The organism is Duganella violaceipulchra (genome assembly GCF_019166075.1).
Classification (GTDB): Bacteria; Pseudomonadota; Gammaproteobacteria; order Burkholderiales; family Burkholderiaceae_D; genus Rugamonas; species Rugamonas violaceipulchra.
This window is the reverse complement of the sequence record NZ_JAHTGR010000005.1, coordinates 192,787-214,766: the sequence shown is the minus strand read 5'-3', so window position 1 is coordinate 214,766 and position 21,980 is coordinate 192,787. Positions and strand designations below refer to the sequence as shown.

Below are 21,980 nucleotides of genomic sequence, written 5' to 3'. Positions count from 1 at the left end.
TTGCGAACCGCCTCATTCAGGAGACACCATGGACAAGACAGCTTGCACTCTCATACTCGCGGCGCTGGCCGCGTTGCTCGGCGGCTGCGGTAGCGGTAGTAGCGCACCGGTAGCGGCCACGCCACCGCCGGTCTCGGCGCCGCTTACGCCCACCGTGCCCACCGCGCCCACCGGCGTGGCCGATACCTCCGGCGCGCGCGGCGCCTTGCTGTTCAATCCGCCGCCGCTGGAACAGTCGCTCGACCCCGCCGGCCTGGCGCAGGCGCTGGGACGGCTCGGCACGGCGGGCGCGCAAATCCTGACCGCCGCCGGCCAGCCCAAGTGCAGCGTCGATTTCCATCACTTTGAATACAGCACCGTCGGCGCGGCCGGCGAAACCACCACCGCCTCCGGCTCGCTGATGGTGCCGAGCGGCGCCGATCCCGCGTGCAGCGGCAAGCGTCCGCTGCTGATGTACGGCCACGGCAGCTCGGCGCTGCGCAACGTCCGCCTGGGCGACCTGACACCGGGCGCGCCGTACGCCGAAACCAGCGCCACCGCGGCCGCGCTGTACGCGGCCCAGGGCTACATCGTGATCGCGCCCAACTACGCCGGCTACGACACCTCGACCCTGGCTTACCACCCGCACCAGGTGGCCGAGCAGCAGGCCAAGGACATGATCGATGCGCTCACCGCCGCGCGCAAGGCCTTCGCCAAGCTGCCGCACCCGGTGACGGAAAGCGGCAAGCTGTTCCTGACCGGGCATTCCGAAGGCGGCTATGTGACGATGGCCACCCACCGCGCCATGCAGGCGGCCGGCGTCAGCGTCACGGCGGCGGCGCCGATGAGTGGGCGCTACGCCGAAGGCGCCAGCTACGAAGCCACGCTCGGCTCGGCCGAGGCGCAGCGCGCCCTGACCCAGCTCTACGGCATCGCCATGCTGGAGTTCCCGCTGCAGTTCACCGCCTGGCAGAAGGCCTACGGCAATTTGTACGCGGCGCCGACCGAGCTGTACCAGCCCGCCTACGCGGCATCGATCGAGACGCTGGCGCCGACCCTGACGCCGATCTCCACCCTGATCGCGACCGGCAAGCTGCCGCCGCATCTGCTGGCCAACGACATGCCGGGCTACGCCAGCCTGCCGGCGGCCGAGCAGGCCGCGTATGGCACGCCGGCGCAGAGCCTGCTCCAGTCGCGCTACGTGGCGGCGCTGCTCGACGATATCGCCGCCCATCCGTGCCCGGCGACGTCGGCCGTCGCGCCGCTGGACTGCGCCTCCCGCCATCCGATGCGCAACGCCTGGTTCAAGAACGATTTGCGCACCTGGGTGCCGACCGCGCCGGTGTTGATGTGCGGCGGCCACGGCGACCCCAAGGTGCCGTTCTTCAACGCCACGCTGACCCAGGCCTACTTCAACGCCCACGGCGTCGGCGCCGGCCTGGTGACGGTGCTCGATGTCGACACGCCGGTGCTGGCCAACGATCCCTACGCCGGCGCCAAGAACCTGTTCGCGGAAGCCCGCCGGCTGGTGGTCGCCGCCAATGGCAATCCCGCCGACCCGGCCAACTACCACGGCTACATGGCCTTCGCCGGCTGCAACGTGGCGGCGCGCGATTTCTTCAAGACCTACCAGTAGGCCACGAACCAATTCAACCAGGAGACTCCATGAACCAGACCGGCCCCATCCTCTTATTGGCCACGCTGCTCGCGGCGCTCGGCGGCTGCGGTAGCGGCGGCAGCGCACCGGTTGCCGCCACGCCGGCGCCCAGCCCGGCGCCCGTGACGCCGACCCCGCCCACCGGCGTGGCCGACACCTCCGGCGCGCGCGGCGCGCTGCTGTTCAACCCGCCGCCGCTGGCGCAGTCGCTCGACCCCGCCGGCCTGGTGCAGGCGCTCGGCCTGCTTGGCCGCACGGGCGCGCAAATCCTCAGCGCCGCCGGCCAGCCCAAGTGCAGCATCGACTTCCACCAGTTCGAATACAGCACCGTCGGCGTCGGCGGCGAGACCACCACCGCTTCCGGTTCGCTGATGGTGCCCAACGGCACAGATCCCGCCTGCAGCGGCAAGCGTCCGGTGCTGATGTACGGCCACGGCAGCTCGCTGCAGCGCAACGTCCGCATGGGCGACCTCAGTCCCAACGCGCCGTATTCCAGCACCAGCGCCACCGCCGCCGCCGCCGCGCTGTACGCGGCCCAGGGCTACATCGTGATCGCGCCCAACTACGCCGGCTACGACACCTCGACCCTGAGCTACCACGCGCACCACGTGGCCGAGCAGAACGCCAAGGACATGATCGACGCGCTGACCGCGGCCCGCAAGGCCTTCGCCAAGCTGCCGCATCCGGTGGCCGACAGCGGCAAGCTGTTCCTGACCGGCTATTCGGAAGGCGGGTACGTGACGATGGCCACGCAGCGCGCGATGCAGGCGGCCGGCATCAGCGTCACGGCGGCGGCGCCGCTGAGCGGCAACTATGCCGAGAGCGTCTCCTACGAAACCAGCCTCGGTTCGCCGGACCTGCTGCGTGGCCTGGCCCAGCTCGGCGCCGACGCGATGCTCGACCTGACGCTGCAGTTCACCGCCTGGCAAAAGGCCTACGGCAATCTGTACGCGGCGCCGAGCGAGTTGTACCAGCCCGCCTACGCGGCCAGCATGGAGACGCTGGCGCCGACGCTGTTGCCGATCAACCGGCTGATCGCCACCGGCAAGCTGCCGCCGCACCTGCTGGCCAACGACATGCCGGGCTATGCCGGCCTGCCGGCGGCCGAGCAGGCCGCGTATGGCACGCCGGATACCAGCCTGCTGAAGTCGGCCTACCTGACGGCGCTGCTGAACGATATCGTCAGCCATCCGTGCCCGGTGGGCTCGTCGACCGCGCCGCTCGATTGCGCCCACGCGCATCCGATGCGCGCCGCCTGGTTCAAGAACGATTTGCGCACCTGGGTGCCGACCGCGCCGCTGCTGATGTGCGGCGGCAATGGCGATGGCGTGGTGCCGTTCAACAACGCCACGCTGACGCAGGCCTACTTCAACGCCCATGGCGTCGGCGCCGGCCTGGTGACGGTGCTCGATGTCGACACGCCGGTGCTGGCCAACGATCCCTACGCCGGCGCCAAGAACCTGTTCGCGGAAACCCGGCGCCTGGTGATCGCCGCCAACGGCAATCCCGCCGACCCGGACACCTACCACGACTCCCTGGCCTTCGCCGGCTGCAACGTGGCGGCGCGCGATTTCTTCAAGGCTTACCAGTAGGGGGCGGGGCAGGCCCTCAGTCGTACAGCGTGCCGATAGCCAGCGGCGCGCTGAGCGTCTGGATCTTGCCGCGCTGCGGCCAGTCGGCGTAGCGGTACAGCGCCACCTTGTAGATGCCCATCGAATTGCCTTCGAACGGATGGGCGTCGACCAGCGGCAGGGCGCCGCCGGGACCGTCGGTCTGGATGCGCACCTCCGGCGCGGCGCCGGCCGGATAGACGAACTTGATGCCCAGGCACTGCTTGCCGGACAGGCGCATGCGGTAGCCCGATTCGCGCTGCGCGCCGATCAGCTGTTCGCAGGCGGCGCGCAGCTCGGCCAGGTCGTAGACGCCGTCGGCGTGCTCGCGGATCGAGTAGCGGCCGCTGAAGTAGTAACTGCCTTTCTGGCGGTTCAGGCGCAGCACGGCGTCGTCCTGGTAGGCTTGCTTGAGCATGGGCAGCTCGGCGCGGCCGATGGCGTCGACCGCGATGACGGCGTCGGTCTTCTCGCCCACCAGGTGCAGGCTCAGGCCGTCGAGCGGGGTGGCCGGGTCGAGCGGGCGGATCTGCATGTGGGCCTGGATCAGCGGCCGGCTGCGGGTGTAGTAGGCGAAGAAGGCGGCCGCCTTGTAGGCGTGGCGGTAGCTGTTCCACTCCGAATCGCGCTCGGCGCTGATGACCACTTTGGGATCGTCGCCGGCGCCTGCGGCGGTGGCGGCCAGCGGCAGCAGGACGGCGAGCCATAACGGCAGTGTTTTCATCGGCGGACGCGGACGCGAGTTCAGGGACTGCCGATTCTAGGTCAAAGCGCGGCCGCGCGCTCATCCGCGAGCGGCCGCGCGTGGGGGAAATGCCACATGACTTCCGGCACTGTTGTTGCCCGGTGGCCTCGCGTATCATGGCCCGACTCATGCTCCCGCCAGGAACCCCATGTTGCATCGCTTCAAGAACAATCTGATCGGCATTATCGGCCTGCTGGGCTGCGTGGTCGGCGGCGCGCTCGACATCATCCATTTCCACCTCGGCGGCATCAAGGCCGACACACCACTGGGTCAGCTCGCGCTGTGGATCGCCAGCGGGTTCACGCCGGCGCCGTCGGCGATCCGCGCCGGCACCGACCGCGACGAGCTGACCGTGCTGCTGTTCCTGATCGCCTACGTGGCGCTGATGGTGCTGTTCGGGCTGCTGTTCTGGCTGCGCACCGGCGGCGCCGCCGCGCGGCGCCCGGCCTGGCAGGGCCAGGCGATGCTGGCGGCGCAGATGGCGATCGCGCTCAGTTATCCACATTCCCTGCTGTACCTGGTGGCCGCCGAGCTGGGCCTGGTGCTGGGCCTGCGCAGCGGCCTGCGCTGGCTGGCGCTGCAGCTGCTGCTGCTGGTGCTGCTGGTGCTGGCGCCGCTGCCCGGCAACGACACCACCCGCAGCGACGGCTGGGTGCGCGAGGTGCTGCTGGACCTGGGCACGATGGCGCTGTGGCAGGGTATCGCCTTCGGCATCGGCCACATGGCGGCGGTCGAGCGGCGCGGCCGCATCGAGCTGGCGGCCGCCAACGGCGAGCTGCGCGCCACCCAGCTGCTGCTGGCCGACACGGTGCGTTCGGCCGAGCGGCTGCGCATCGCGCGCGACCTGCACGACATCGTCGGCCACCACCTGACCGCGCTCAATTTGCACCTGGACCTGGCGCTGCGCCAGTCGGGCGCGGCCGCGCCGCCGGCGCTGGCCACCGCGCGCGCGCTGGCGCAGGGCTTGCTGGCCGAGGTCAGGGTGGTGGTCGGCAGCGAGCGCGGCATGCAGCGCATCGACCTGCGCGTGGCGCTGGCGGCCCTGTGCGCCGGCATCCCGCAGCCGCGCATCGCGCTGCGCTTCGCGCCGGGGCTGGAGATCGCCTCGCCGGCCGTGGCCCACACGCTGTTCTGCTGCGTGCAGGAAGCGATCAGCAACGCCGTGCGGCACGCCGCCGCCGGCCAGCTGGACATCGAGCTGGCGCGCGCGGACGACGGCCTGTCGGTGCTGCTGCGCATCGAGGACGACGGCGCCGGCAGCCGCGCCACGGAAGAGGGCAACGGCCTGCGCGGCATGCGCGAACGGCTGGCGCTGCTGGGCGGCGAGCTCAAGGCCGGCAACCGGCCGCGGCGCGGCTTCGGCATGGAAATCGTGCTGCCGGCTGGCGCGGTGGCGGCATGACGGCGCTCATCCGCGTGATGCTGGTGGACGATCAGATGCTGGTGCGCAGCGGCATCTGCGGCCTGCTGGCGCTGACGCCCGACATTCGCGTGGTGGCCGAGGCGGCCGACGGCGCCGGCGCGCTGGCGCTGGCCACGGCCAGCCAGCCGGACGTGCTGCTGCTCGACATCCGCATGCCGCAACTGTCGGGCATCGCGCTGTTGCAGCAGTCGGCCGCGCTGCTGCCGCCGACCATCCTGCTGACCACTTTCGACGACGACCAGGCGCTGCTGGAGGGCATGCGCGCCGGCGCGCGCGGCTTCCTGCTCAAGGACATTTCGCTGGAGCGGCTGGCCGACGGCATCCGCGCGGTGGCGGCCGGGGCCACGGTGTTCCGGCCGGCGCTGACCGAGCGCACCCGCAGCGCCTACGAAAGCAGCGCCGGCGCGGCGCCGCCGCAGGACGCCGGCGAGCGCCTGACCGCGCGCGAAACCGAGGTGCTGGCGCTGATGGCGGCCGGCTTCAACAACGGCGAGATCGCCACCGCGCTGGGGCCCAGCGAGGGTACGATCAAGAATCATGTGTCGAGCATCCTGGCCAAGCTGGGCGTGCGCGACCGGGTGCGCGCGGTGCTGCGCGGACTGGAACTGGGACATATCTGATGGCGAGAACATTGTTGCTGGCGGCGCTGCTGGCGTGTCGCGCCGCGCAGGCCGGCCCGACCCGCATGATGATGCCGGAGGATACGCAGGACATCTACTTCGGCCTGGCGCTGAACGACCTGGTGCACGAGAAGAGCGGCGACCGCAGCACCACCGTCTTGCCGACCTTGTGGGTGCAGTGGAGCAGCGGCGCTTTCCTCGACCTGAACAGCCAGGACGGCCTGGGACTGGGCTGGCACCTGTCGGACAACCCGGCCCTGGAATACGGCCCGCAGCTGCGCTTCAGTTCCAGGGAGCAGCGCAGCGACACGCCGGGCCAGCGCGGCGGCCTGGCCGCCGAGGGCGGGCTGTTCGTCACCTATCGCGTCGAGCACAACATCAGCGCCGGCGCGCAGCTCATGGGCAGCAGCGGCAACAGCGGCCGGGGCCTGAGGGCGCAGCTGTGGACCGAGGCGTCCACGCCGGTGGCGGCGCACCATACGCTGTCGCTGGGCGCCGGCCTGCTGCTGGCCAACCAGCGCTATCTGCAGGAATACTTCGGCGTGAGCGCGCAGCAGGCCGGGGTCGAGGCCCATCCGCTGTATGCGCCGCGCCAGGGTGTGTTGAGCATGTATCTGCAACCATCCTGGGGCTGGCAGATCGGCAACAAGTACACGCTGGACACCTGGCTGCGCGTGAGCCGGCTGGGCGGGCAGGCCGCCGCCAGTCCGCTGGTGGGCCAGCGCAACCGGGCCATCGTCAGCACTGCACTGAGCTACCACTACTGATGCGCAAAAACATGTGGTATAAATAAAGCATTACTGCCAAATGATTAATAATTCACGATGCGTTATTTCGCAAAAACGAAACTCATGACTTCCTTGCTGGCGGCGGGTGCCGCGTATGGCTGTTACGCGGCGGACGCCGCCGGCATCAGCGGGCGCTGGTCCTTGCCCTACGCCTTGTTGGGCGCCAAATCGGTGGTGATAATTGACTTGGATAAGCAAGTCGCGGTTTTCCATCCGGATGATCAAGATCGCTTTTTGCCACTGAAGAATCTGCATGAAGGGCGGTTTGTCGCGGACGTCGGCTTTGGGGAGACTGCGTTCCAGATCAAACGCACCGGAAGGCGCACGGCCACGCTTTGCCAGGTCGAGGAGGCCGGTCGCTGCGCGAAATTGACTGCCTTGCCGTAGTCCCGCGCCGCGCTGAACGACCACGACCGACGCTAGTGTGCGGCAACGAACGGTGGCGGCCGCGCCGATCAGCTATGTTGGACCCACGATTATTCTTCGAGTCCCATGATGGCAATCCGATCCCGACTCTTGCTGGCGCTGTGTGGCGCCGCCTTGTTCAGCGGCGGCGCCGCGCTGGCCGACCCGCCGGCGCGCGTGGCGCGCCTGGCCTATGTGGCTGGCGGCGTGAGCTACGCCGCCGCCGGCGTCGACGACTGGCAGGCGGCCGGCATCAATCGTCCGCTGGTGGCGGGCGACCGCCTGTGGACCGCCTCCGGCGCGCGCGACGAAGTGCAGGCCGGCCCCGCCGTCGTGCGCATGGGCGGCGAGACACTGGTCACGCTGCTCAACGCCAACGACCGCAGCACCCAGCTGCAACTGTCGCAGGGACGCCTGAACCTGCGCGTGCGCCAGCTGCGTCCCGACGAAGTGCTGGAGGTCGACACGCCCAACCTGGCGTTCAGCATCCGCAAGCCGGGCCACTACCGCATCCAGGTGGACGCCTCCGGCAATGCCACCCAGGTCGCCGTGCTTGACGGCCAGGGCGAGGCTTACGGCGACAACACCTCCTATCTGGTCGATCCCGGACAAGCCTATCGCTTCACCGGCACCGGCTTGCAGGATTTCAGCGTCAGCCAGCTGCCGCCGGCCGACGATTTCGACCAGTGGTCGGCGCAGCGCGACCGTCGGCTGGAGCATCCGGTCTCGGCGCGCTATGTGTCGAGCGACGTGGTGGGCTACGAGGACCTGGACGACAACGGCAGCTGGCGCGAGGTGCCGGGCTACGGCAATGTGTGGACGCCGGCCCGCGTGGCGGCCGATTGGGCGCCGTATCGCGACGGCCACTGGGCCTGGGTCGATCCCTGGGGCTGGACCTGGGTCGACGATGCGCCGTGGGGCTTCGCGGTGACGCACTACGGCCGCTGGGCACAGACGCCCGTCGGCTGGGGCTGGGTGCCGGGGCCGGTGGTGCAGCGGCCGGTGTATGCGCCGGCGCTGGTGGTGTTCGTGGGCGCGGCCTTGCTGCTGGGCGACCGGCCGGACCACCATGGCGTGGCTTGGTTCCCGCTCGGGCCGCGCGAGGTGTACCGGCCGTCGTACCGGGCCAGCCCGACCTATGTCACCAACATCAATACCAGCAATACGGTCATCAACAAGACGCAGATCACCAACGTCTACAACAACGTCAACATCACCAATGTGCGTTATGTGAACCGGCAGGCCGCGACGGCGATGCCCGCCGCGGCGTTTGCCCAGGCGCAGCCGGTGCGCCAGAATGCGGTGCGGGTGTCGCCGCAGGCCCTGGCGGCGGCGCCGCTGGCGGCCGTGCCGGCGGTACGGCCGCAGCGGCCGGCGCCCGTGGCCGGACATGGGGGCGCGCGTCCGGCGCCGGCCATCCTGGCGCGGCCGGTGGTGGCCAAGACCGCGCCGGCCGTGATCGCGGCGCCGCCGGTGGCGCACGCTGGAGCACCGGTTCAGGGCGCCGCCCAGGCCGCCGCCAATATCCGCATGGCGCGGGCGCAACGACCGAAGATGACCGTGCCCGCCGCGCCGCCGCGGCAACTGGCGCAGAAGGGCGGGGCGCATGACGCGCCCGTTCCCGCGGCGGCCATGCCGCCGCCGGCGCACGCTGGCAAGCAGGCGGAAATACCGCCGCAGGCAGCCTTGCGCCCGCAGCCGGTGCCGCGTCCGCAGGCGGAAGCCCGTCCGCAACCCGAATCTCGTCCGGCGCCGCCACCGCACCAGCAGCCGGAAGCGCATCCTCAGCCTGCACCGCATCAGCAGGTAGCGGCGCATCCTCCGCCCGCGCCGCATCCGCCGGCGGAAGGGCATCCTCCACCGGCGCCACATCCGCCAGCGGAAGCGCGTGCTCCGGTGGCGCAGCATCCTGCACCTGCACCGGCGCCGCATCCGCCAGCGCCGCCGAAAGCGCCGCCGCAAGAACTGGCGCATGCGTCGCCGCATCCACCCCCGGCCGCCCATCCCGAAGCACGCGCCCACCCCGAGGCGCAGCCGCGTCACGAGGCCGAGCGCAAGGATGGCAAGCATGAAACGCAGCGCGAATAGTCTTCCGCCGCGCGGCCGGGACGGCTACGATTCGCCGTAGCGGCTGCGGATTTCCGCCAGCACGCCTTGCTTTTCCAGCCGCTGGATGGCGGCGTTGAGCAGGTCGAGGTTGGCCTGGGTGGTGCTGCTCTTGTTGAGCATCAGATGCACCGGCGCCCGCAGCACGGTGAACGGCAGCGGCGCGATGGCGATGCCCTGTTCCCTGGCCTCATGCCGCAGGGCGGCGCTGTCGCCGAGGATCAGGTCGGCGCGTCCGGCGTCCAGCATGCGCAGGCCTTGCTGGAAGTTGAGGAAGGTGCTCAGCTGGCCGGCCTGCTGCAACTGCGGCTGCACGCGCGCGTAGGCCGCGCCGTACCAGCCCACCTTGGGCGCCAGCAGCGCCATTTTTGTCCCGGCCAGCGCGTCGACGCTGCGCACGTTCTGGTAGCGCGGCAGGTTGGCGGCGCGGGTGAAGATGCTCACCGATTCATAACGGTAGGCCAGGCTGAAGCGCGCGTACTTGCGCCGCTCGGCGGTGTCGGAGGCGGCCAGCAGCAGGTCCAGTCCGCCCAGCTCGAACTGGCGCTGGCGGCGCGCGGTCGGCAACTCGGGCAGCAGCTGCAGCGCGCAGCCGGCCTCCTTGAAAATCGCCTGCGCCAGTTCCAGGTCCAGCCCGGATGGCGGGCCGTCCGGCTTGGAATACACATACGGCGGCCATTGCTCCAGCGCCATCTTCATCTGGCATGGCGCCGCCAACGCCGGCAACGCGGACGCGTAAACGAACGCCATGACGTAACCGACGCACCCCGCTTGCATGGCGATACCCTTTCTCGTCTGATGGCTACAATTTGCCAGATGTGGCGCGAATGTCAAGGACATCGCCGTGCCGACGGGCAATTCTGGCAACGTTGCGCTATTGTGCGCCCCGCTATGGCACAGTTGCTACACTCTGGTTTTCTACCTCTGGAAACCCTATGCCGGCGCCATCGTCCTCCGCCCTGTCCACCGTCATGTGCGAACCTGTCTGGCGCTTTATCGGCGCCGGCACGCCCATGCGCGACATGGTGCGGCGCCACGCATGGGAGCACACCCCGCTGGGGCCGGTCGCGCAATGGCCGGCCTCGCTGCGCACCGCCGCCGGCCTGGTCATGCACTCGGTGCATCCGATGTTCCTGTGGTGGGGCGAGCAGCTGGTGCAGCTCTACAACGACGCCTACCTGCCTTGCTTTGGCGAGGGCAAGCATCCGGCCGCGCTGGGGCAGGGCGGACGTGAGTGTTGGCCGGAAACCTGGGCCATCATCGGCCCGCAGATCGACAGCGTGCGCAACGGCGGCGAGCCGCAGTGGTATGCCGACAACCTGGTGCCGATCCGGCGCAACGGCCGCATCGAGGACGTCTACTGGAGCTATACCTACACCCCGGTGTTCGATGAGGGCGACCAGGTCGGCGGCGTGCTGGTGGTGTGCACCGAGACCACCAGCGAGGTGCTGGCCGAACGGCGCCGCCACGCGCTGGACTTGCTGGCGCGCAGCCTGCTCAACTGCCGCGACGAGGCGCAGGTGCAGGCCAGCCTGGCCGAATGCGTGGCCGGCAATCCGGGCGACCTGCTGGGCGCCGCGCTGCGGCGCGGCGCGGCGGAGGCGGCGGCCGACGCCGAGGCCGGCGTGCTGCGCATCCACGGCGCCGAGCTGCAGCTGTGCGACGACCTGACGCTGGTGTTCCGGGTCTCGCCGCGGCTGCCGCTGGACCAGTCCTACCGCCAGTTCCTGGAGCAGATCACGGCCGCCGTGTGCGCCACGCTGAGCCGCATCGAGAGCGACCGCGCGCTGGCGCTGGCGATGGCTGAAAGCGAACGCCTGAACGTCGACCTTAACCTGTCGGCGCGCATCAAGGATGAATTCCTGGCCATGCTGGGCCACGAGCTGCGCAATCCGCTGGCGCCCATCGTCACCGCGCTCAAGCTGATGAAGCTGCGCGGCGCCGACAGCGGCCACGAGCAGGCCGTGATCCAGCGCCAGGTCGACCATCTGGTGCGGCTGGTGGACGACTTGCTCGACGTCTCGCGCATCGCCAGCGGCAAGGTCGAGCTGCGCAAGGAAACCGTGCAGCTGTCGGACGTGCTGTACAAGGCGATCGACATGGCCAGCCCGCTGCTCGAGCAAAAGCGGCACCGCCTGCTGGTCGAGGTGCCGAGCGTGCGCTGGCACGGCGATCCGGCGCGGCTGGCGCAGGTGGTGTCCAACCTGCTCAACAACGCGGCCCGCTACACGCCGGCCGGCGGCCACATCACGCTGAGCACGCGGCTGCGGCAGCAGACCATCCAGATCCAGGTCAAGGACGACGGCTGCGGCATCGTGCCGGCCCTGCTGCCGCATATCTTCGACCTGTTCGTGCAGGGCAACCGCCAGCTGGACCGCGCCAAGGGCGGTCTCGGCATCGGGCTGGCGCTGGTGCGCAACCTGGTGCAGATGCATGGCGGCGAGGTCGGCGCCGCCAGCGCCGGCGAGGGCTGCGGCAGCACCTTCACCATCACGCTGCCGGACGGGCTGGCCGAGGACGCCCCGGCGCCGCTGCCGGTGGCGGCGGCCGCCGCCGCGCCGCCGCCGGCCGCCGCCACCGGCGCCAAGGTGCTGGTGGTGGACGACAACCGCGACGCCGCCGATTCGCTGGTCGAGCTGCTGGCGGTGCTGGGCTACGGCGCGGTCGCGGTCTACGATCCGGTCGAGGCGATCGCCGCCGCCGGCGCCGCCATGCCGCAGGTGGCCATCCTCGACATCGGCCTGCCCGGCATGGACGGCTACGAGCTGGCCGGCCATCTGCGCCGGCTGCCCGGCGGCGCGCAGCTGAAGCTGCTGGCGCTGTCCGGCTACGGCCAGGAGGGCGACAAGGCGCGCAGCAGGCAGGCCGGTTTCGCGCTGCACCTGGTGAAGCCGATCGACATCGCCGTGCTGGAAGCCGTGTTACAGTTGCAGCAGTAGCGGCCTGCCGCAATAGACACCGTATGCCCGATTGGAACCCCTGTTGACCGCTCCCCTGGAAATCGCCGCCAACGTCGTCATGACGGTCTCCATCGTCCTGGCCGGACGCAACAATGTGCATTCGTGGTGGCTGGGCGTGCTGGGTTGCGCGATGTTCGCCGTGTTGTTCTACAGCGTCAAGCTGTACGCCGACGTCGCGCTGCAACTGTTCTTCATCGTCACCTGTTTCATCGGCTGGCTGCGCTGGCTGCGCGGCGCCGCCGGCGGCGCGCTGCCGATCAGCCGCGCCCGGCCGGCCGCGCTGGGCTGGATGGTCGGCGTCGGCATCGCCGCCACCGCCGCCTATGGCCTGATGCTGCAAGCCTATACCAACGCCTATGCGCCCTTCATCGACTCGGCGGTGCTGATGTTCAGCATCGTGGCGCAGTTGCTGCTGATGGGGCGGCGGCTCGACACCTGGCCGTTCTGGCTGCTGGTCAACACCATCTCGGTGCCGCTGTACGCCAGCCGCGGCCTGCATCTGACCGCCCTGCTGTACGCGGCGTACTGGGTCAACGCGCTGGTGTCGTGGGTCTTCTGGCAGCGCCAGATGGCCGCGCCGTCCCCGGCGCGCCCGCAATGAAAGGGTGACTTTCAGGCTGGCCCGCTCTATGATGATATTTCCATAAGGAATTACCAGAGGAGATACCATGCAATGGTTTTACGACTTAAGAATCGGCAAAAAGCTGATCGTCGCGTTCGGTGTAGTGATTGCGTTGACCTGTTGCCTGGGCCTGTTCTCGTTGAGCCAGCTGGCCAGGGTGAACCAGTCGTCGACCGACATCGCCACCAACTGGATGCCGGCGGTGCGCTACCTGGGGCAGATGCAGGCCTCGCTGTCGCGCTACCGCATCTCCGAAGCCACCCACATCCTGCTGATCGAAGAGGCCGAGATGGGCGGCACCGACAAGTCGATGGCGACCCGGCTGGAAACCTTGCGCAAACAGCAAGCGCTGTATGCGGCGCTGGTGTCCGAGCCGGAGGAGAAGCGCATCTACGCCGAACTGCAGAAATCGCTGGACGACTACCTGGCCACCAGCGGCAAGCTGGCGGCCTTGTCGCGGGCCGGCAACAAGGATGAGGCCCGCGCCTTGTTCCGCGGCGGCTCCAACAAGCTGTTCCGCCAGGTCAACGAGCAGCTCGACGCCCTGGTCAAGATCAACGACGACGGCAGCGCCGCGGCCGACCAGTCGGCCACCGATACCTATTCGATGTCGCGCAAGATGATACTCGGCACGCTGCTGCTGCTGATCGTGGTCAGCATGGTGCTGGCGACGGCGGTGGCGCGCATCGTCGCCGGGCCGCTGCAGGAGGCGGTGGGCATCGCCCGGCGCGTGGCCGAGGGCGACCTGACCGGCCACATCGCCAGCCAGAGCAAGGATGAAACCGGCCAGCTGATGCTCTCGCTCAAGGCCATGAACGACAGCCTGCTGCGGGTGGTGGGCGAGGTGCGCGGCGGCACCGACACCATCGCCACCGCCTCGGCCGAGATCGCCAGCGGCAACCTCGACCTGTCGGCCCGCACCGAGGGCCAGGCCAGCTCGCTGGAACAGACCGCGTCGGCGATGGAGGAGCTGACCTCGACCGTCAAGCAGAACGCCGACAACGCGCGCCAGGCCAACCAGCTGGCGCAGTCGGCCTCCGGCACCGCGGCCGACGGCGGCAAGGTGGTGGGCGAGGTGATCGCCACCATGGAGTCGATCAGCGCCTCGTCGCGCAAGATCGTCGACATTATTTCCGTGATCGACGGCATCGCCTTCCAGACCAACATCCTGGCGCTGAACGCGGCCGTCGAGGCGGCGCGCGCCGGCGAGCAGGGCCGCGGTTTCGCGGTGGTGGCCTCGGAGGTGCGCAACCTGGCGCAGCGCTCGGCGGCGGCGGCCAGGGAAATCAAGGGTCTGATCGACGATTCGGTGCAGCAGGTGGACAAGGGCACGGCGCTGGTGCAGCAGGCCGGCAATACGATGGAGCAGGTGGTGGCCAGCGTGCGCCGCGTCAGCGACGTGGTGGCCGAGATTTCCGCCGCCAGCGGCGAGCAGAGCACCGGCATCGAGGAGGTCAACCAGGCCATCGTGCAGATGGACGAGGTGACCCAGCAGAACGCCGCGCTGGTCGAGCAGGCGGCGGCGGCGGCCGGTTCGCTGCAGGAGCAGGCCGCCAACTTGGCCGGCGTGGTGGCCGTGTTCCGCCTGCGCTGACGCGCCGCGCGCCCACGAACAACGCCGCCGGCTTCAGCCGTGCGGCGTTTTTTTATGCTGGATCGCCTGGCGGAAGGCGCTCGGGGTCACCCCCAGCCGTTCGCGGAAGGCGGTGGCGAAATTGCCGGCGTTGTTAAAGCCGATCATCAGGGCGATGTCCTGCACGTCGATATCGGTGTCCTTGAGCAGCTCCTCGCCGCGCCGGATGCGGGTCTCGCGGATGAAGGCGAACACCGTCATGCCGGTCTGTTCGCGGAACACGTGCGACAGCTTTTCGCGGTAGGTGCCGACGCTGCGGGCGATGTCGGCCAGGCCGGGCAGGGTCGAAAGGTTGTCGGCGATCAGGCGCTTGGCGGCGTTGACGATGACGGCGTCCGGATCGGCCTCGCGGCCCTCGCCGGGCGGCGCCGCCGCGCGCGGCCGGCTGGCGCGGCGGGCCAGCTTCAGGTGCACCTGGATGCGCGCGGCCAGCTCGCCCGGCGAAAACGGTTTGGCGACGAAATCCACGCCGCCGATCGACAGGCCCATGATGCGCTCCTCGTCGGCGTCGGCGCCGCTGAGGAAAATGATGGGGATGTCTTCGGTGACGGGATTGGCCTTGAGCAGGCGGCAGGCGGTGTAGCCGTCCATATTGGGCATGCGCACGTCGAGCAGGATCAGGTCGGGATGCTGGGCCAGCGCCAGCTGGTAGCCTTGCAGGCCGTTGACGGCCACCGAGACCTTATACGGCAGTTCGCTCAGCAGGTCGACCAGCATGCGCTGCTCGAACGCGGAGTCGTCCACGATCAGGATGCTGGGTTGTCTGTCGCTGGCAGTCATGGTCCACCTTCGATACCTGGTTGATAAGGTTTTATCACGCCAGTAGCTATTATGCCTATGTTTTAGATTTGTTTTCCAGATTTAGCCGGCGCCGGCGTTTTCCATCCCCGGCTTGCAAGACTGTTGCAAATTGCGCCTATCCGCAAAATATTTTTAATAGATTTCTACGCAATCAAAACCGTGGTCTCCTGTGGCAAAAGCACATGTTTCTTGGATAGATAATAATGAAATCGCTGTGCTGTGCTAACCCCCTGGAACCAAGGAGTCAAAAATGAAACATACCGATTTTGGCCGTATGCCTTGCCCCATTGCCCGTAGTCTGGGCAAGGTCGGGGAGTGGTGGAGTATCCTGATCCTGCGTGATGCGTTCTACGGTCTGTCGCGTTTCGATGAATTTGAAAAGAGTTTGAAAATCGCCCCGAACATGCTGACCCGCCGCCTGGCCGGGCTGGTCGAGGGCGGCCTGATGGAGCGGCGCCAGTACAGCGCCCGTCCACCGCGCTACGAATACGTGCTGACCAAGTCCGGCCGCGCCTTCAAGCCGGTGCTGCTGGCCTTCATCGCCTGGGGCAACGACCACCTGGCGCCGGAAGGAGCGAGCCTGCTGGTGGTCAGCCGCGAGACCGGCAAGCCGGCCGACCAGGTGCTGGTCGACGCCAACAGCGGCCTGGCCATCAACGACGAGGATTATATGTTTGCGCCGGGGCCGGCCGCCACTGATCTGATGCGTTCGCGTTTGATCGAAATCAACAAACACGCCTGACAAGTCATCACAAAGCCGGTTCCAGCTGGGCGTAGACGGCGTTGGCCACGGTGGCCAGCGCCGCCTTGTCCAGGTTGCCGGACAGGGCATAGCCGAAGCGCCCGTCTATCCAGTAAAACACGCTGACCTGGCCTTCCTGCGCGAAGCGGAAGCCGGTTTCCTTGTTGTGGCTTTGTTCGGTTGACACGTACAAGGTCAGGCGCGCGCCGCCGGCGTCGCGGTACATGAATTGCGCCACCGGCCCGCTCTGGCCGGGCAGCAGCCTGCCTCCCTCCAGCGCATAGCCGTGCGCCGCCAGTTGCGGCGGCTTCAGTTGCGCCCCCAGCCGTTTCGACAGCCAGGCCACCAGGTGGGCCTGCTGGTCGGCGCCCACTTCGACCGGGTGCCGCACTTCCGGCGCGTAGACCACGTGCGCCAGCGCGGCGCGGCGCGGCAGCGCGGCCAGGCTGGCGGCGTCGGCCAGGCGATCGGCCGCGTGGTCGGCGGCGCCGTGCAGCAGCCAGCCGGCGGCGCCGGCCGACAGCGTCAACGCCAGCATGGCGGCCGCGCGCCACGCCGGCGGCCAGGGATGGCCGGGGCCGCCGGCTGGCTGCCGCGCGGGCACCATCAGGCGCGCGCTCATGGCCGGCGGCACCGGCTGCTCGAGCAGCGGCTGGTACAGCGCGCGCAGCGCGGCGTCGTGGTCGCGGTAGGCTTGCAGCCGCGCCGCGTCGGCCGGATGCAGCGCCAGATGGGCCACGACCGCGCCGCGCCGTGCCGGCGGCAGGCGGCCGTCGACCCAGGCTTGCAGTTCGGCTTCGGTAACAGGGGTATTCATTTGACCACCTTCAGCGTGGAGGGCAGGGGCTGGCCCTGCAGGATCAGGCGCAGCCTTTCCCGGGCGCGGGACAGGCGCGACATCACCGTGCCCAGCGGAATATCGAGGGCGGCCGCCACTTCCTCGTAGCGCATGTCTTCCAGCGCCACCATCAGCAGCACCTCGCGCTGCTGCGGCGGCAGTTGTTGCAGGGCCAGGTCCATATCGCGCAGCGCCAGGGCGTCGCCGCTGGTGTCGGCCGCGGCCAGCGGCAGTTCGTCGTCGAGCGGCTCGGTGGCCAGCGCCGGACGGCGCAGCTGGTCCACGTGCAGATTGTGCATGATGCCGAACAGCCAGGCGCGCATGTCGCTGCCGCGCCGCCAGCTGGCCAGCTTGTCCCAGCCGCGTTCGATCGTGTCCTGCACCAGGTCGTCGGCGTCCGCGCGTCCGCCCAGCAGCGCCCGCGCATAGCGGCGCAGGCGCGGGATGCAGGCGATCAGGCGGTCGCGCTCGTCTTGCATGGGCGGCGCTTAGTCCTTGACCACGTGCCAGATGTCCTTGAAGTTGTCGCCGTTGCGGTCGCCCGGCTTGGTGTCCTTCTTGAACAGGTACAGCGGCTTGCCGTGGTAGGCCAGCTGCTTGGCGCCGTCCTCGCGGGTGATCACCGAATACGGCGCGGCGACGTTGGCCGACGGCGCCACGGCCGGCCAGTTCTCGCTGCATGGACCGTTGCAGGCGCTGGCGCCGGCGGTGTCCTTGTCGAAGGTGTAGACGGTCATGCCGGCCGCATTGACCAGGATGCCGTCTTTCTTGGCGACGGTATCGGCATGGGCGGCGCCGGCCAGCAGCAGGGCTGCGGCGAGCAGGGTGGACAGGCGGGCGATGGTTTTCATGGCAGGGGTCCTTGACGAGTGGGTGGAACGGCGGCGCGAACCGGCGTTGTAATTGCGTAAACGTAAGGTACGACCGGATTATTCCCTCGACCGTAAAATAAGTTTTCCGATTCCTTGAACACGGGGAGATACCACATGAAAAATCAACTCATCCTGGCCGCCGGCCTGGCGTTGGCGGCCATGTCGCCATCCTACGCCCAAAACCTGAGCAAGGGCGATCAGCACATATTGGAACAGCTGGCGCAGGCCAATATGGCGGAAGTGGCGGCCGGCAAGATCGCGCTGGAAAAGGCGAGCAAGCCGGAAGTGAAGAATTTCGCCCAGCAGATGGTGGACGACCACAGCAAGGGCTTGCAGGCGGTGCAGGACGTGGCGCGCAGCAAGAACGTCACCCTGCCGAGCGAGCCGGACGCCAAGCACCGCAAAATGGCCGAGCGCCTCAACAGCCTGAGCGGCGACGCCTTCGACCGCGCCTACCTGAGTAACGCCGGCGTGCACGATCACCGCGACGCCCACAAGCTGGTGGCCGACGCCCAGAAAAAGGCCAGCGACGCCGACGTCAAGGCGCTGGCCGCCAAACTGCAGCCGACCGTGGACCAGCACCTGCACACCGTGCAAGCCATGATGGGTGGTAAAAACGCCACGTCGGAACAGTGAACACGCCGTCAAATAATTTCCATACGGAACTAAAATCCCTTTGATTTCAGGGACTTAACAAGGGCTGGCGGAGGGCTCCCCAAACTGTGGAATAATGCTGTAACAGCGCATACATGCGTTACGGCAATAGCGCCTGCCGCTCCGACCGGGAGCGGGTGGCACACAGCAAAAGGAAGTTATTTGGTGAATATGTTTGCGCTCGATGATGAGCTGGTGCGCTGGCAGGCGGAGTTGTCTGAAGCGCATGGTTCCTCACGCCTGCCGCTGTTGACTGCGCTCGCCTGGCATCTGCGCCAGCGCGACCCGCTGCGCGCGCAAACCTTGTCCGCCGAGATCGCCCCGCTGCTGGCCCTGCTGCCGGTGGCCGAGGCGGCCCTGCAGCGCGCCCGCCTGATGTTGATCGGCGCCGAGGCCGAATGGCTGAGCGGCCGGCTCGACACCGCCCAATACCAGGCCGAACAAGCCTTGCGGCAGCTGGAGCAGGCGGCCGACCTGCCGGCCAGGGCCAACCGCGCGCGCGCCGACGCCTGCTGGGTGCTGGCCTGGGTCGCCAACGACCGCGGCGACAGCGGCGCCGGCGACCGCTGGCTGGAACAGGCCGCGCTGGCGGCCCGCGCCGCCGGCGACCCGGTGCGCATCGATGTCATCGACGCCGCCTCCGGCATCTGCGACACCTTCAGCGACTGGAAACTGGCGCAACAACGCTGGAGCGGCCGCTTCGGCACCGACCTGGCCGATATGGCCGACCTTGCGCCGGTGGCGGCCGGCTGGATCAGCGACTTCTTCGGCACCTGCGCCTTCCAGCGCAGCGACTACGGCCGCGCCATCGGCCATCTCATGCTCAGCTACGAGACCGCGCTGGCGACCGGGCAGATACGGCGTGCCATCATCGTCGCCACCAACATCGGCAACGGCTTCACCAGCCTCAACGCGCACGAGGCGGCGCTGGACTGGATGCAGCGCGGCCTGGACCTGGCGCGTCCGACCGGCTGGCCGCTGAGCATCGGCATGTGCCTGATGCAGACGGCCGAAACGCTGCGCCAGCTGGGCCAGCGCGAGGCGGCGCAAACGCTGCTGCGCGAAGCCCTGAGCGCGCTGGCGCCCCTGTCCGGCTCGCGCGCCTACGCGGTGGCGCTGGAATACCAGGGCGACCTGGCGCTGGACCTGGGCAACCACGCGGCGGCGCTGGACAGCTTCACCCGCCTGGCCTCGCGCGGCGACGCGCTGGGCCAGACCGACTTCCAGAGCAGCGCGCGGCGCGGCCAGGCGCACGCGCTGTCGCACCTGGGCCGCACCGAGGAGGCGCTGGCCGCCGCGCAGGGCGCGCTGGCGCTGGCGCGCGAACATGCCGACGCCTCCAGCCAGATCGCCGCGCTCAACGTGCTGGCCGACATCCACGCGCGCCACCGCTTGCCGGCGCCGGCCGACATGCAGGCCGCCAACCCGGTGCTGCACTACCTGCAGCTGGCGCTGGAAATCGCCGCCACCATCGAAGGCTACACGGTGCCCGGCGCGCTGCTCGACGCCAGCGCGCGCGAGTACGCGGCCATCGGCGACCACGCGCGCGCCTACGCGATCGCCTTGCAGGCCAGCGCCGCGCGCGACCAGACCCACAGCCAGCAAGCGACCAACCGCGCCATCGCGATGCAGGTGCAGTACCAGACCGAACGCGCGCAGACCGAGGGCGAGCATCACCGCCAGCTGGCCGCGGCCGAGGCGCAGCGCGCCGAAGTGCTGCAACAGACCAGCGCCACGCTGGAGCACCTGAGCGCCATCGGCCAGGAGATCACCGCCCACCTGGACGCGGCGGCGGTGTTCCGCGCGCTGGACCGCCACGTGCACGGCCTGCTCGACGCCACCCATTTTTCGGTGTTCCTGCTGGAGCCGGGCGAGGAATGGCTGTCCTGCGCCTTCGGCGTGGAAGCCGGCAAGCCGGTGCCGCCGGTGCGCATGCCGCTGTCGGACCCGAACGCCAACTCGGCGCGCTGCGTGCGCGAGCGCCGCGAGATCCTGGTCGAACTGGGCGAGGCCGATGTCACGCCCAACCTGATCCCCGGCACGCTGCCGACCATGAGCCTGATCTTCGTGCCGCTGCGGGTGGGCGAACGCGTGCTGGGCGCGATGACGGTGCAGTCGCTGCTGGCGCATGCCTACGGCGAGCGCGAACGGCTGATCTTCCGCACCCTGTGCGCCTACGGCGCCATCGCGCTCGACAACGCCAGCGCCTACCGCCAGGTGGCGGCGACCTTGAAGACGCTGAGCGCGACGCAGGAACAGCTGCTGGAAAAGAACCTGGAACTGGAGCAGGCCTACAAGGCGCTGGAGGAAGTCAGCCTGACCGACCAGCTGACCGGCCTGCGCAACCGCCGCTTCTTCCTGCAAAACGTCGACGCCGACGTGGCCCTGAGCCTGCGCGCCTACGACGCCGGCCAGCATCGCGAGCTGACCGAGTGCGACCTGATCGCCCCCAACGACCTGGTGTTCTTCATGGTCGACCTGGACCACTTCAAGGAAGTCAACGACCGTTACGGCCACGCGGCCGGCGACTCGATCCTGGTGCAGATGCAGGAGCGCCTGCGCGAAGTGTTCCGCGAATCGGACTATGTGATCCGCTGGGGCGGCGAGGAATTCCTGGTGCTGGCGCGCGCCACGCACCGCGACGAGGCGCACGCGGTGGCCGAGCGCATGCGCCGCGCCGTGGCCGACCGCGAATTCGTGCTGCCGGACGGCGTGCTGCTGTCGCGGACCTGCTCGATCGGCTTTGCCTGCTTCCCCTTCCTGCCGCAGCAACCGCGCTTGCTGTCATGGTCGCAGGTGGTGGAGCTGGCCGACCAGGGCCTGTATGTCGCCAAGCGCTCCGGCCGCAATGCCTGGGCGGCGCTGTACAGCACCGCGGCCACGCAACCGGAAGGCATCTTCCCGCGCCTGATGCAGCATCTGGACCAGGCGGTGGAGGACGGCGAGGTGCGGCTGGTCAGCAACCTGACCGGACCGCTGGAGCTGGGCGGCGAACGACGCCGCGTCGGCCTCTCCAGCGATCTCGAAACCTAGACCGCCTCGACCACCACCTCGCAATTGAGCGTATTGGCGATGTAGCACTTGTCGTGCGCCTCGTGGTGGATCGCTTGCAGTTCCTCGGCGCCCGGCGGCGCGGTGCCGGCGAAGACGATCGCCGGCCGCAGCGCGATGCGCGTCATCGCCATCTTTCCCGCGGCGTTCTTGCCCAGCTCCCCGATCGCATGGTCGCGATAGCTGTCGACCGTGTGACCGCGTTTGGCGGCGATCGACAGGAAGAACAGCATATGGCAGCTGGACGCCGCCGCCACCAGCGCCTCCTCCGGATCGACGGCGGCGGCGTCCGACATCGGCAGCGGCACCGACAGCGGCGACGACGAGGCGGGCACCGTGGCGCCGCCGTCGAACTGCCATGCGTGCGCGCGGCTGTAGCGCTGTCCCAGGAAATCCTGCCCGTTGCGCGTCCATTCAATCTTTGCTTCGAATTGCATGCGATGCTCCGTCGATGAGATGGGCCTATATGATACC

The 21,980-nt window shown here is 69.0% G+C and carries 20 protein-coding genes; 13 read left to right on the top strand and 7 right to left on the bottom strand.

All coding sequences use genetic code 11. The features are described 5' to 3' along the window. The first annotated feature begins 28 nt into the window (after positions 1 to 28). Together KVP70_RS11785 and KVP70_RS11780 are read left to right on the top strand one after the other, a co-directional pair. Entirely contained in the window at positions 29 to 1,615 is a 1,587-nt protein-coding gene (locus KVP70_RS11785) for an alpha/beta hydrolase family protein (protein WP_217942390.1), read from the top strand. Between the two features lie 29 nt (positions 1,616 to 1,644). After that, complete coding sequence (locus KVP70_RS11780; RefSeq protein ID WP_217942389.1) at positions 1,645 to 3,228, top strand: alpha/beta hydrolase family protein; 1,584 nt, start codon at positions 1,645 to 1,647, stop codon at positions 3,226 to 3,228. Positions 3,229 to 3,244: 16 nt separating this feature from the next. On the opposite strand, the gene KVP70_RS11775 is transcribed toward KVP70_RS11780, so the two are convergent. Further along, positions 3,245 to 3,970, bottom strand: a complete 726-nt coding sequence (locus KVP70_RS11775; RefSeq protein ID WP_217942388.1) for a hypothetical protein — start codon at positions 3,968 to 3,970, stop codon at positions 3,245 to 3,247. Positions 3,971 to 4,139: 169 nt separating this feature from the next. On the opposite strand from KVP70_RS11775, the gene KVP70_RS11770 reads away from it, so the two are divergent. The 5 genes from KVP70_RS11770 to KVP70_RS34865 all read left to right on the top strand — a co-directional run bounded on the left by KVP70_RS11770 (position 4,140) and on the right by KVP70_RS34865 (position 9,315). Beyond that, positions 4,140 to 5,393: a sensor histidine kinase gene (locus KVP70_RS11770; protein ID WP_217942387.1), complete on the top strand. Its 1,254-nt coding sequence runs from the start codon at positions 4,140 to 4,142 to the stop codon at positions 5,391 to 5,393. Then, positions 5,390 to 6,034 carry a response regulator gene (locus KVP70_RS11765; protein WP_217942386.1) on the top strand — a complete coding sequence of 215 codons (645 nt, stop codon included), beginning with the start codon at positions 5,390 to 5,392 and terminating at the stop codon, positions 6,032 to 6,034. The genes KVP70_RS11770 and KVP70_RS11765 overlap by 4 nt, the downstream gene beginning before the upstream one ends. Then, the gene (locus tag KVP70_RS11760; protein ID WP_217942384.1) at positions 6,034 to 6,801 is read left to right on the top strand and encodes a MipA/OmpV family protein; all 768 of its coding nucleotides are present in this window, start codon (positions 6,034 to 6,036) and stop codon (positions 6,799 to 6,801) included. Before KVP70_RS11765 ends, KVP70_RS11760 begins: the two co-directional genes overlap by 1 nt. 84 nt (positions 6,802 to 6,885) lie before the next feature. Then, positions 6,886 to 7,209 carry a hypothetical protein gene (locus tag KVP70_RS11755; protein ID WP_217942383.1) on the top strand — a complete coding sequence of 108 codons (324 nt, stop codon included), beginning with the start codon at positions 6,886 to 6,888 and terminating at the stop codon, positions 7,207 to 7,209. 105 nt (positions 7,210 to 7,314) lie between these two features. Then, the gene (locus KVP70_RS34865; protein WP_217942382.1) at positions 7,315 to 9,315 is read left to right on the top strand and encodes a DUF6600 domain-containing protein; all 2,001 of its coding nucleotides are present in this window, start codon (positions 7,315 to 7,317) and stop codon (positions 9,313 to 9,315) included. A 24-nt stretch (positions 9,316 to 9,339) separates the two neighbouring features. Here the strand turns inward: KVP70_RS34865 and KVP70_RS11745 are convergent, their stop codons facing one another. Beyond that, entirely contained in the window at positions 9,340 to 10,083 is a 744-nt protein-coding gene (locus tag KVP70_RS11745; RefSeq protein ID WP_217942380.1) for a substrate-binding periplasmic protein, read from the bottom strand. A 185-nt stretch (positions 10,084 to 10,268) separates the two neighbouring features. Between KVP70_RS11745 and KVP70_RS11740 the strand changes: the two genes are divergently transcribed. From KVP70_RS11740 to KVP70_RS11730, 3 genes are all read left to right on the top strand, one after another. After that, a complete protein-coding gene (locus tag KVP70_RS11740; protein ID WP_217942379.1) occupies positions 10,269 to 12,272 on the top strand; it encodes a hybrid sensor histidine kinase/response regulator in 2,004 nt (667 codons plus the stop codon). 43 nt (positions 12,273 to 12,315) lie between these two features. Continuing rightward, positions 12,316 to 12,894 carry a nicotinamide riboside transporter PnuC gene (gene pnuC / locus KVP70_RS11735; protein WP_217942378.1) on the top strand — a complete coding sequence of 193 codons (579 nt, stop codon included), beginning with the start codon at positions 12,316 to 12,318 and terminating at the stop codon, positions 12,892 to 12,894. Between the two features lie 67 nt (positions 12,895 to 12,961). Further along, on the top strand, positions 12,962 to 14,509 hold the full coding sequence (locus tag KVP70_RS11730; protein ID WP_217942376.1) for a methyl-accepting chemotaxis protein: 1,548 nt from the start codon (positions 12,962 to 12,964) through the stop codon (positions 14,507 to 14,509). Positions 14,510 to 14,542: 33 nt separating this feature from the next. Here KVP70_RS11730 and KVP70_RS11725 read toward each other — a convergent pair whose 3' ends face one another. Beyond that, positions 14,543 to 15,328, bottom strand: coding sequence for a response regulator transcription factor (locus KVP70_RS11725; protein ID WP_217942375.1), 786 nt, complete (start codon positions 15,326 to 15,328; stop codon positions 14,543 to 14,545). A gap of 271 nt (positions 15,329 to 15,599) precedes the next feature. Between KVP70_RS11725 and KVP70_RS11720 the strand changes: the two genes are divergently transcribed. After that, positions 15,600 to 16,091 (top strand): winged helix-turn-helix transcriptional regulator, encoded by a 492-nt coding sequence (locus tag KVP70_RS11720; RefSeq protein ID WP_026334906.1) that lies wholly within the window; start codon positions 15,600 to 15,602, stop codon positions 16,089 to 16,091. Positions 16,092 to 16,098: 7 nt separating this feature from the next. Here the strand turns inward: KVP70_RS11720 and KVP70_RS11715 are convergent, their stop codons facing one another. The 3 genes from KVP70_RS11715 to KVP70_RS11705 are packed head-to-tail and all read right to left on the bottom strand — an operon-like array spanning position 16,099 to position 17,780. Beyond that, entirely contained in the window at positions 16,099 to 16,908 is an 810-nt protein-coding gene (locus tag KVP70_RS11715) for an anti-sigma factor family protein (RefSeq protein ID WP_217942374.1), read from the bottom strand. Beyond that, positions 16,905 to 17,408, bottom strand: coding sequence for an RNA polymerase sigma factor (locus KVP70_RS11710; RefSeq protein ID WP_217942373.1), 504 nt, complete (start codon positions 17,406 to 17,408; stop codon positions 16,905 to 16,907). The genes KVP70_RS11715 and KVP70_RS11710 overlap by 4 nt, the downstream gene beginning before the upstream one ends. A 9-nt stretch (positions 17,409 to 17,417) precedes the next feature. Continuing rightward, on the bottom strand, positions 17,418 to 17,780 hold the full coding sequence (locus KVP70_RS11705) for a COG4315 family predicted lipoprotein (RefSeq protein WP_217942371.1): 363 nt from the start codon (positions 17,778 to 17,780) through the stop codon (positions 17,418 to 17,420). 135 nt (positions 17,781 to 17,915) lie between these two features. On the opposite strand from KVP70_RS11705, the gene KVP70_RS11700 reads away from it, so the two are divergent. Both KVP70_RS11700 and KVP70_RS11695 read left to right on the top strand, forming a co-directional pair. Then, a complete protein-coding gene (locus KVP70_RS11700; RefSeq protein WP_217942370.1) occupies positions 17,916 to 18,437 on the top strand; it encodes a DUF4142 domain-containing protein in 522 nt (173 codons plus the stop codon). 189 nt (positions 18,438 to 18,626) lie between these two features. Then, a complete protein-coding gene (locus KVP70_RS11695) occupies positions 18,627 to 21,488 on the top strand; it encodes a sensor domain-containing diguanylate cyclase (RefSeq protein WP_217942573.1) in 2,862 nt (953 codons plus the stop codon). On the opposite strand, the gene KVP70_RS11690 is transcribed toward KVP70_RS11695, so the two are convergent. After that, positions 21,485 to 21,943: an OsmC family protein gene (locus KVP70_RS11690; RefSeq protein ID WP_217942369.1), complete on the bottom strand. Its 459-nt coding sequence runs from the start codon at positions 21,941 to 21,943 to the stop codon at positions 21,485 to 21,487. The two genes, KVP70_RS11695 and KVP70_RS11690, sit on opposite strands and share 4 nt — an antisense overlap. Between the last annotated feature and the right edge of the window lie 37 nt (positions 21,944 to 21,980).

Excerpts from the sequence above, each read along its gene's own strand:
- KVP70_RS11785 (WP_217942390.1), top strand. The coding sequence starts at position 29 with ATGGACAAGACAGCTTGCACTCTCATACTCGCGGCGCTGGCCGCGTTG.
- KVP70_RS11780 (WP_217942389.1), top strand. The coding sequence starts at position 1,645 with ATGAACCAGACCGGCCCCATCCTCTTATTGGCCACGCTGCTCGCGGCG.
- KVP70_RS11775 (WP_217942388.1), bottom strand. The coding sequence starts at position 3,970 with ATGAAAACACTGCCGTTATGGCTCGCCGTCCTGCTGCCGCTGGCCGCC.
- KVP70_RS11770 (WP_217942387.1), top strand. The coding sequence starts at position 4,140 with ATGTTGCATCGCTTCAAGAACAATCTGATCGGCATTATCGGCCTGCTG.
- KVP70_RS11765 (WP_217942386.1), top strand. The coding sequence starts at position 5,390 with ATGACGGCGCTCATCCGCGTGATGCTGGTGGACGATCAGATGCTGGTG.
- KVP70_RS11760 (WP_217942384.1), top strand. The coding sequence starts at position 6,034 with ATGGCGAGAACATTGTTGCTGGCGGCGCTGCTGGCGTGTCGCGCCGCG.
- KVP70_RS11755 (WP_217942383.1), top strand. The coding sequence starts at position 6,886 with ATGACTTCCTTGCTGGCGGCGGGTGCCGCGTATGGCTGTTACGCGGCG.
- KVP70_RS34865 (WP_217942382.1), top strand. The coding sequence starts at position 7,315 with ATGATGGCAATCCGATCCCGACTCTTGCTGGCGCTGTGTGGCGCCGCC.
- KVP70_RS11745 (WP_217942380.1), bottom strand. The coding sequence starts at position 10,083 with ATGGCGTTCGTTTACGCGTCCGCGTTGCCGGCGTTGGCGGCGCCATGC.
- KVP70_RS11740 (WP_217942379.1), top strand. The coding sequence starts at position 10,269 with ATGCCGGCGCCATCGTCCTCCGCCCTGTCCACCGTCATGTGCGAACCT.
- KVP70_RS11730 (WP_217942376.1), top strand. The coding sequence starts at position 12,962 with ATGCAATGGTTTTACGACTTAAGAATCGGCAAAAAGCTGATCGTCGCG.
- KVP70_RS11725 (WP_217942375.1), bottom strand. The coding sequence starts at position 15,328 with ATGACTGCCAGCGACAGACAACCCAGCATCCTGATCGTGGACGACTCC.
- KVP70_RS11720 (WP_026334906.1), top strand. The coding sequence starts at position 15,600 with ATGAAACATACCGATTTTGGCCGTATGCCTTGCCCCATTGCCCGTAGT.
- KVP70_RS11715 (WP_217942374.1), bottom strand. The coding sequence starts at position 16,908 with ATGAATACCCCTGTTACCGAAGCCGAACTGCAAGCCTGGGTCGACGGC.
- KVP70_RS11710 (WP_217942373.1), bottom strand. The coding sequence starts at position 17,408 with ATGCAAGACGAGCGCGACCGCCTGATCGCCTGCATCCCGCGCCTGCGC.
- KVP70_RS11705 (WP_217942371.1), bottom strand. The coding sequence starts at position 17,780 with ATGAAAACCATCGCCCGCCTGTCCACCCTGCTCGCCGCAGCCCTGCTG.
- KVP70_RS11700 (WP_217942370.1), top strand. The coding sequence starts at position 17,916 with ATGAAAAATCAACTCATCCTGGCCGCCGGCCTGGCGTTGGCGGCCATG.
- KVP70_RS11695 (WP_217942573.1), top strand. The coding sequence starts at position 18,627 with ATGTTTGCGCTCGATGATGAGCTGGTGCGCTGGCAGGCGGAGTTGTCT.
- KVP70_RS11690 (WP_217942369.1), bottom strand. The coding sequence starts at position 21,943 with ATGCAATTCGAAGCAAAGATTGAATGGACGCGCAACGGGCAGGATTTC.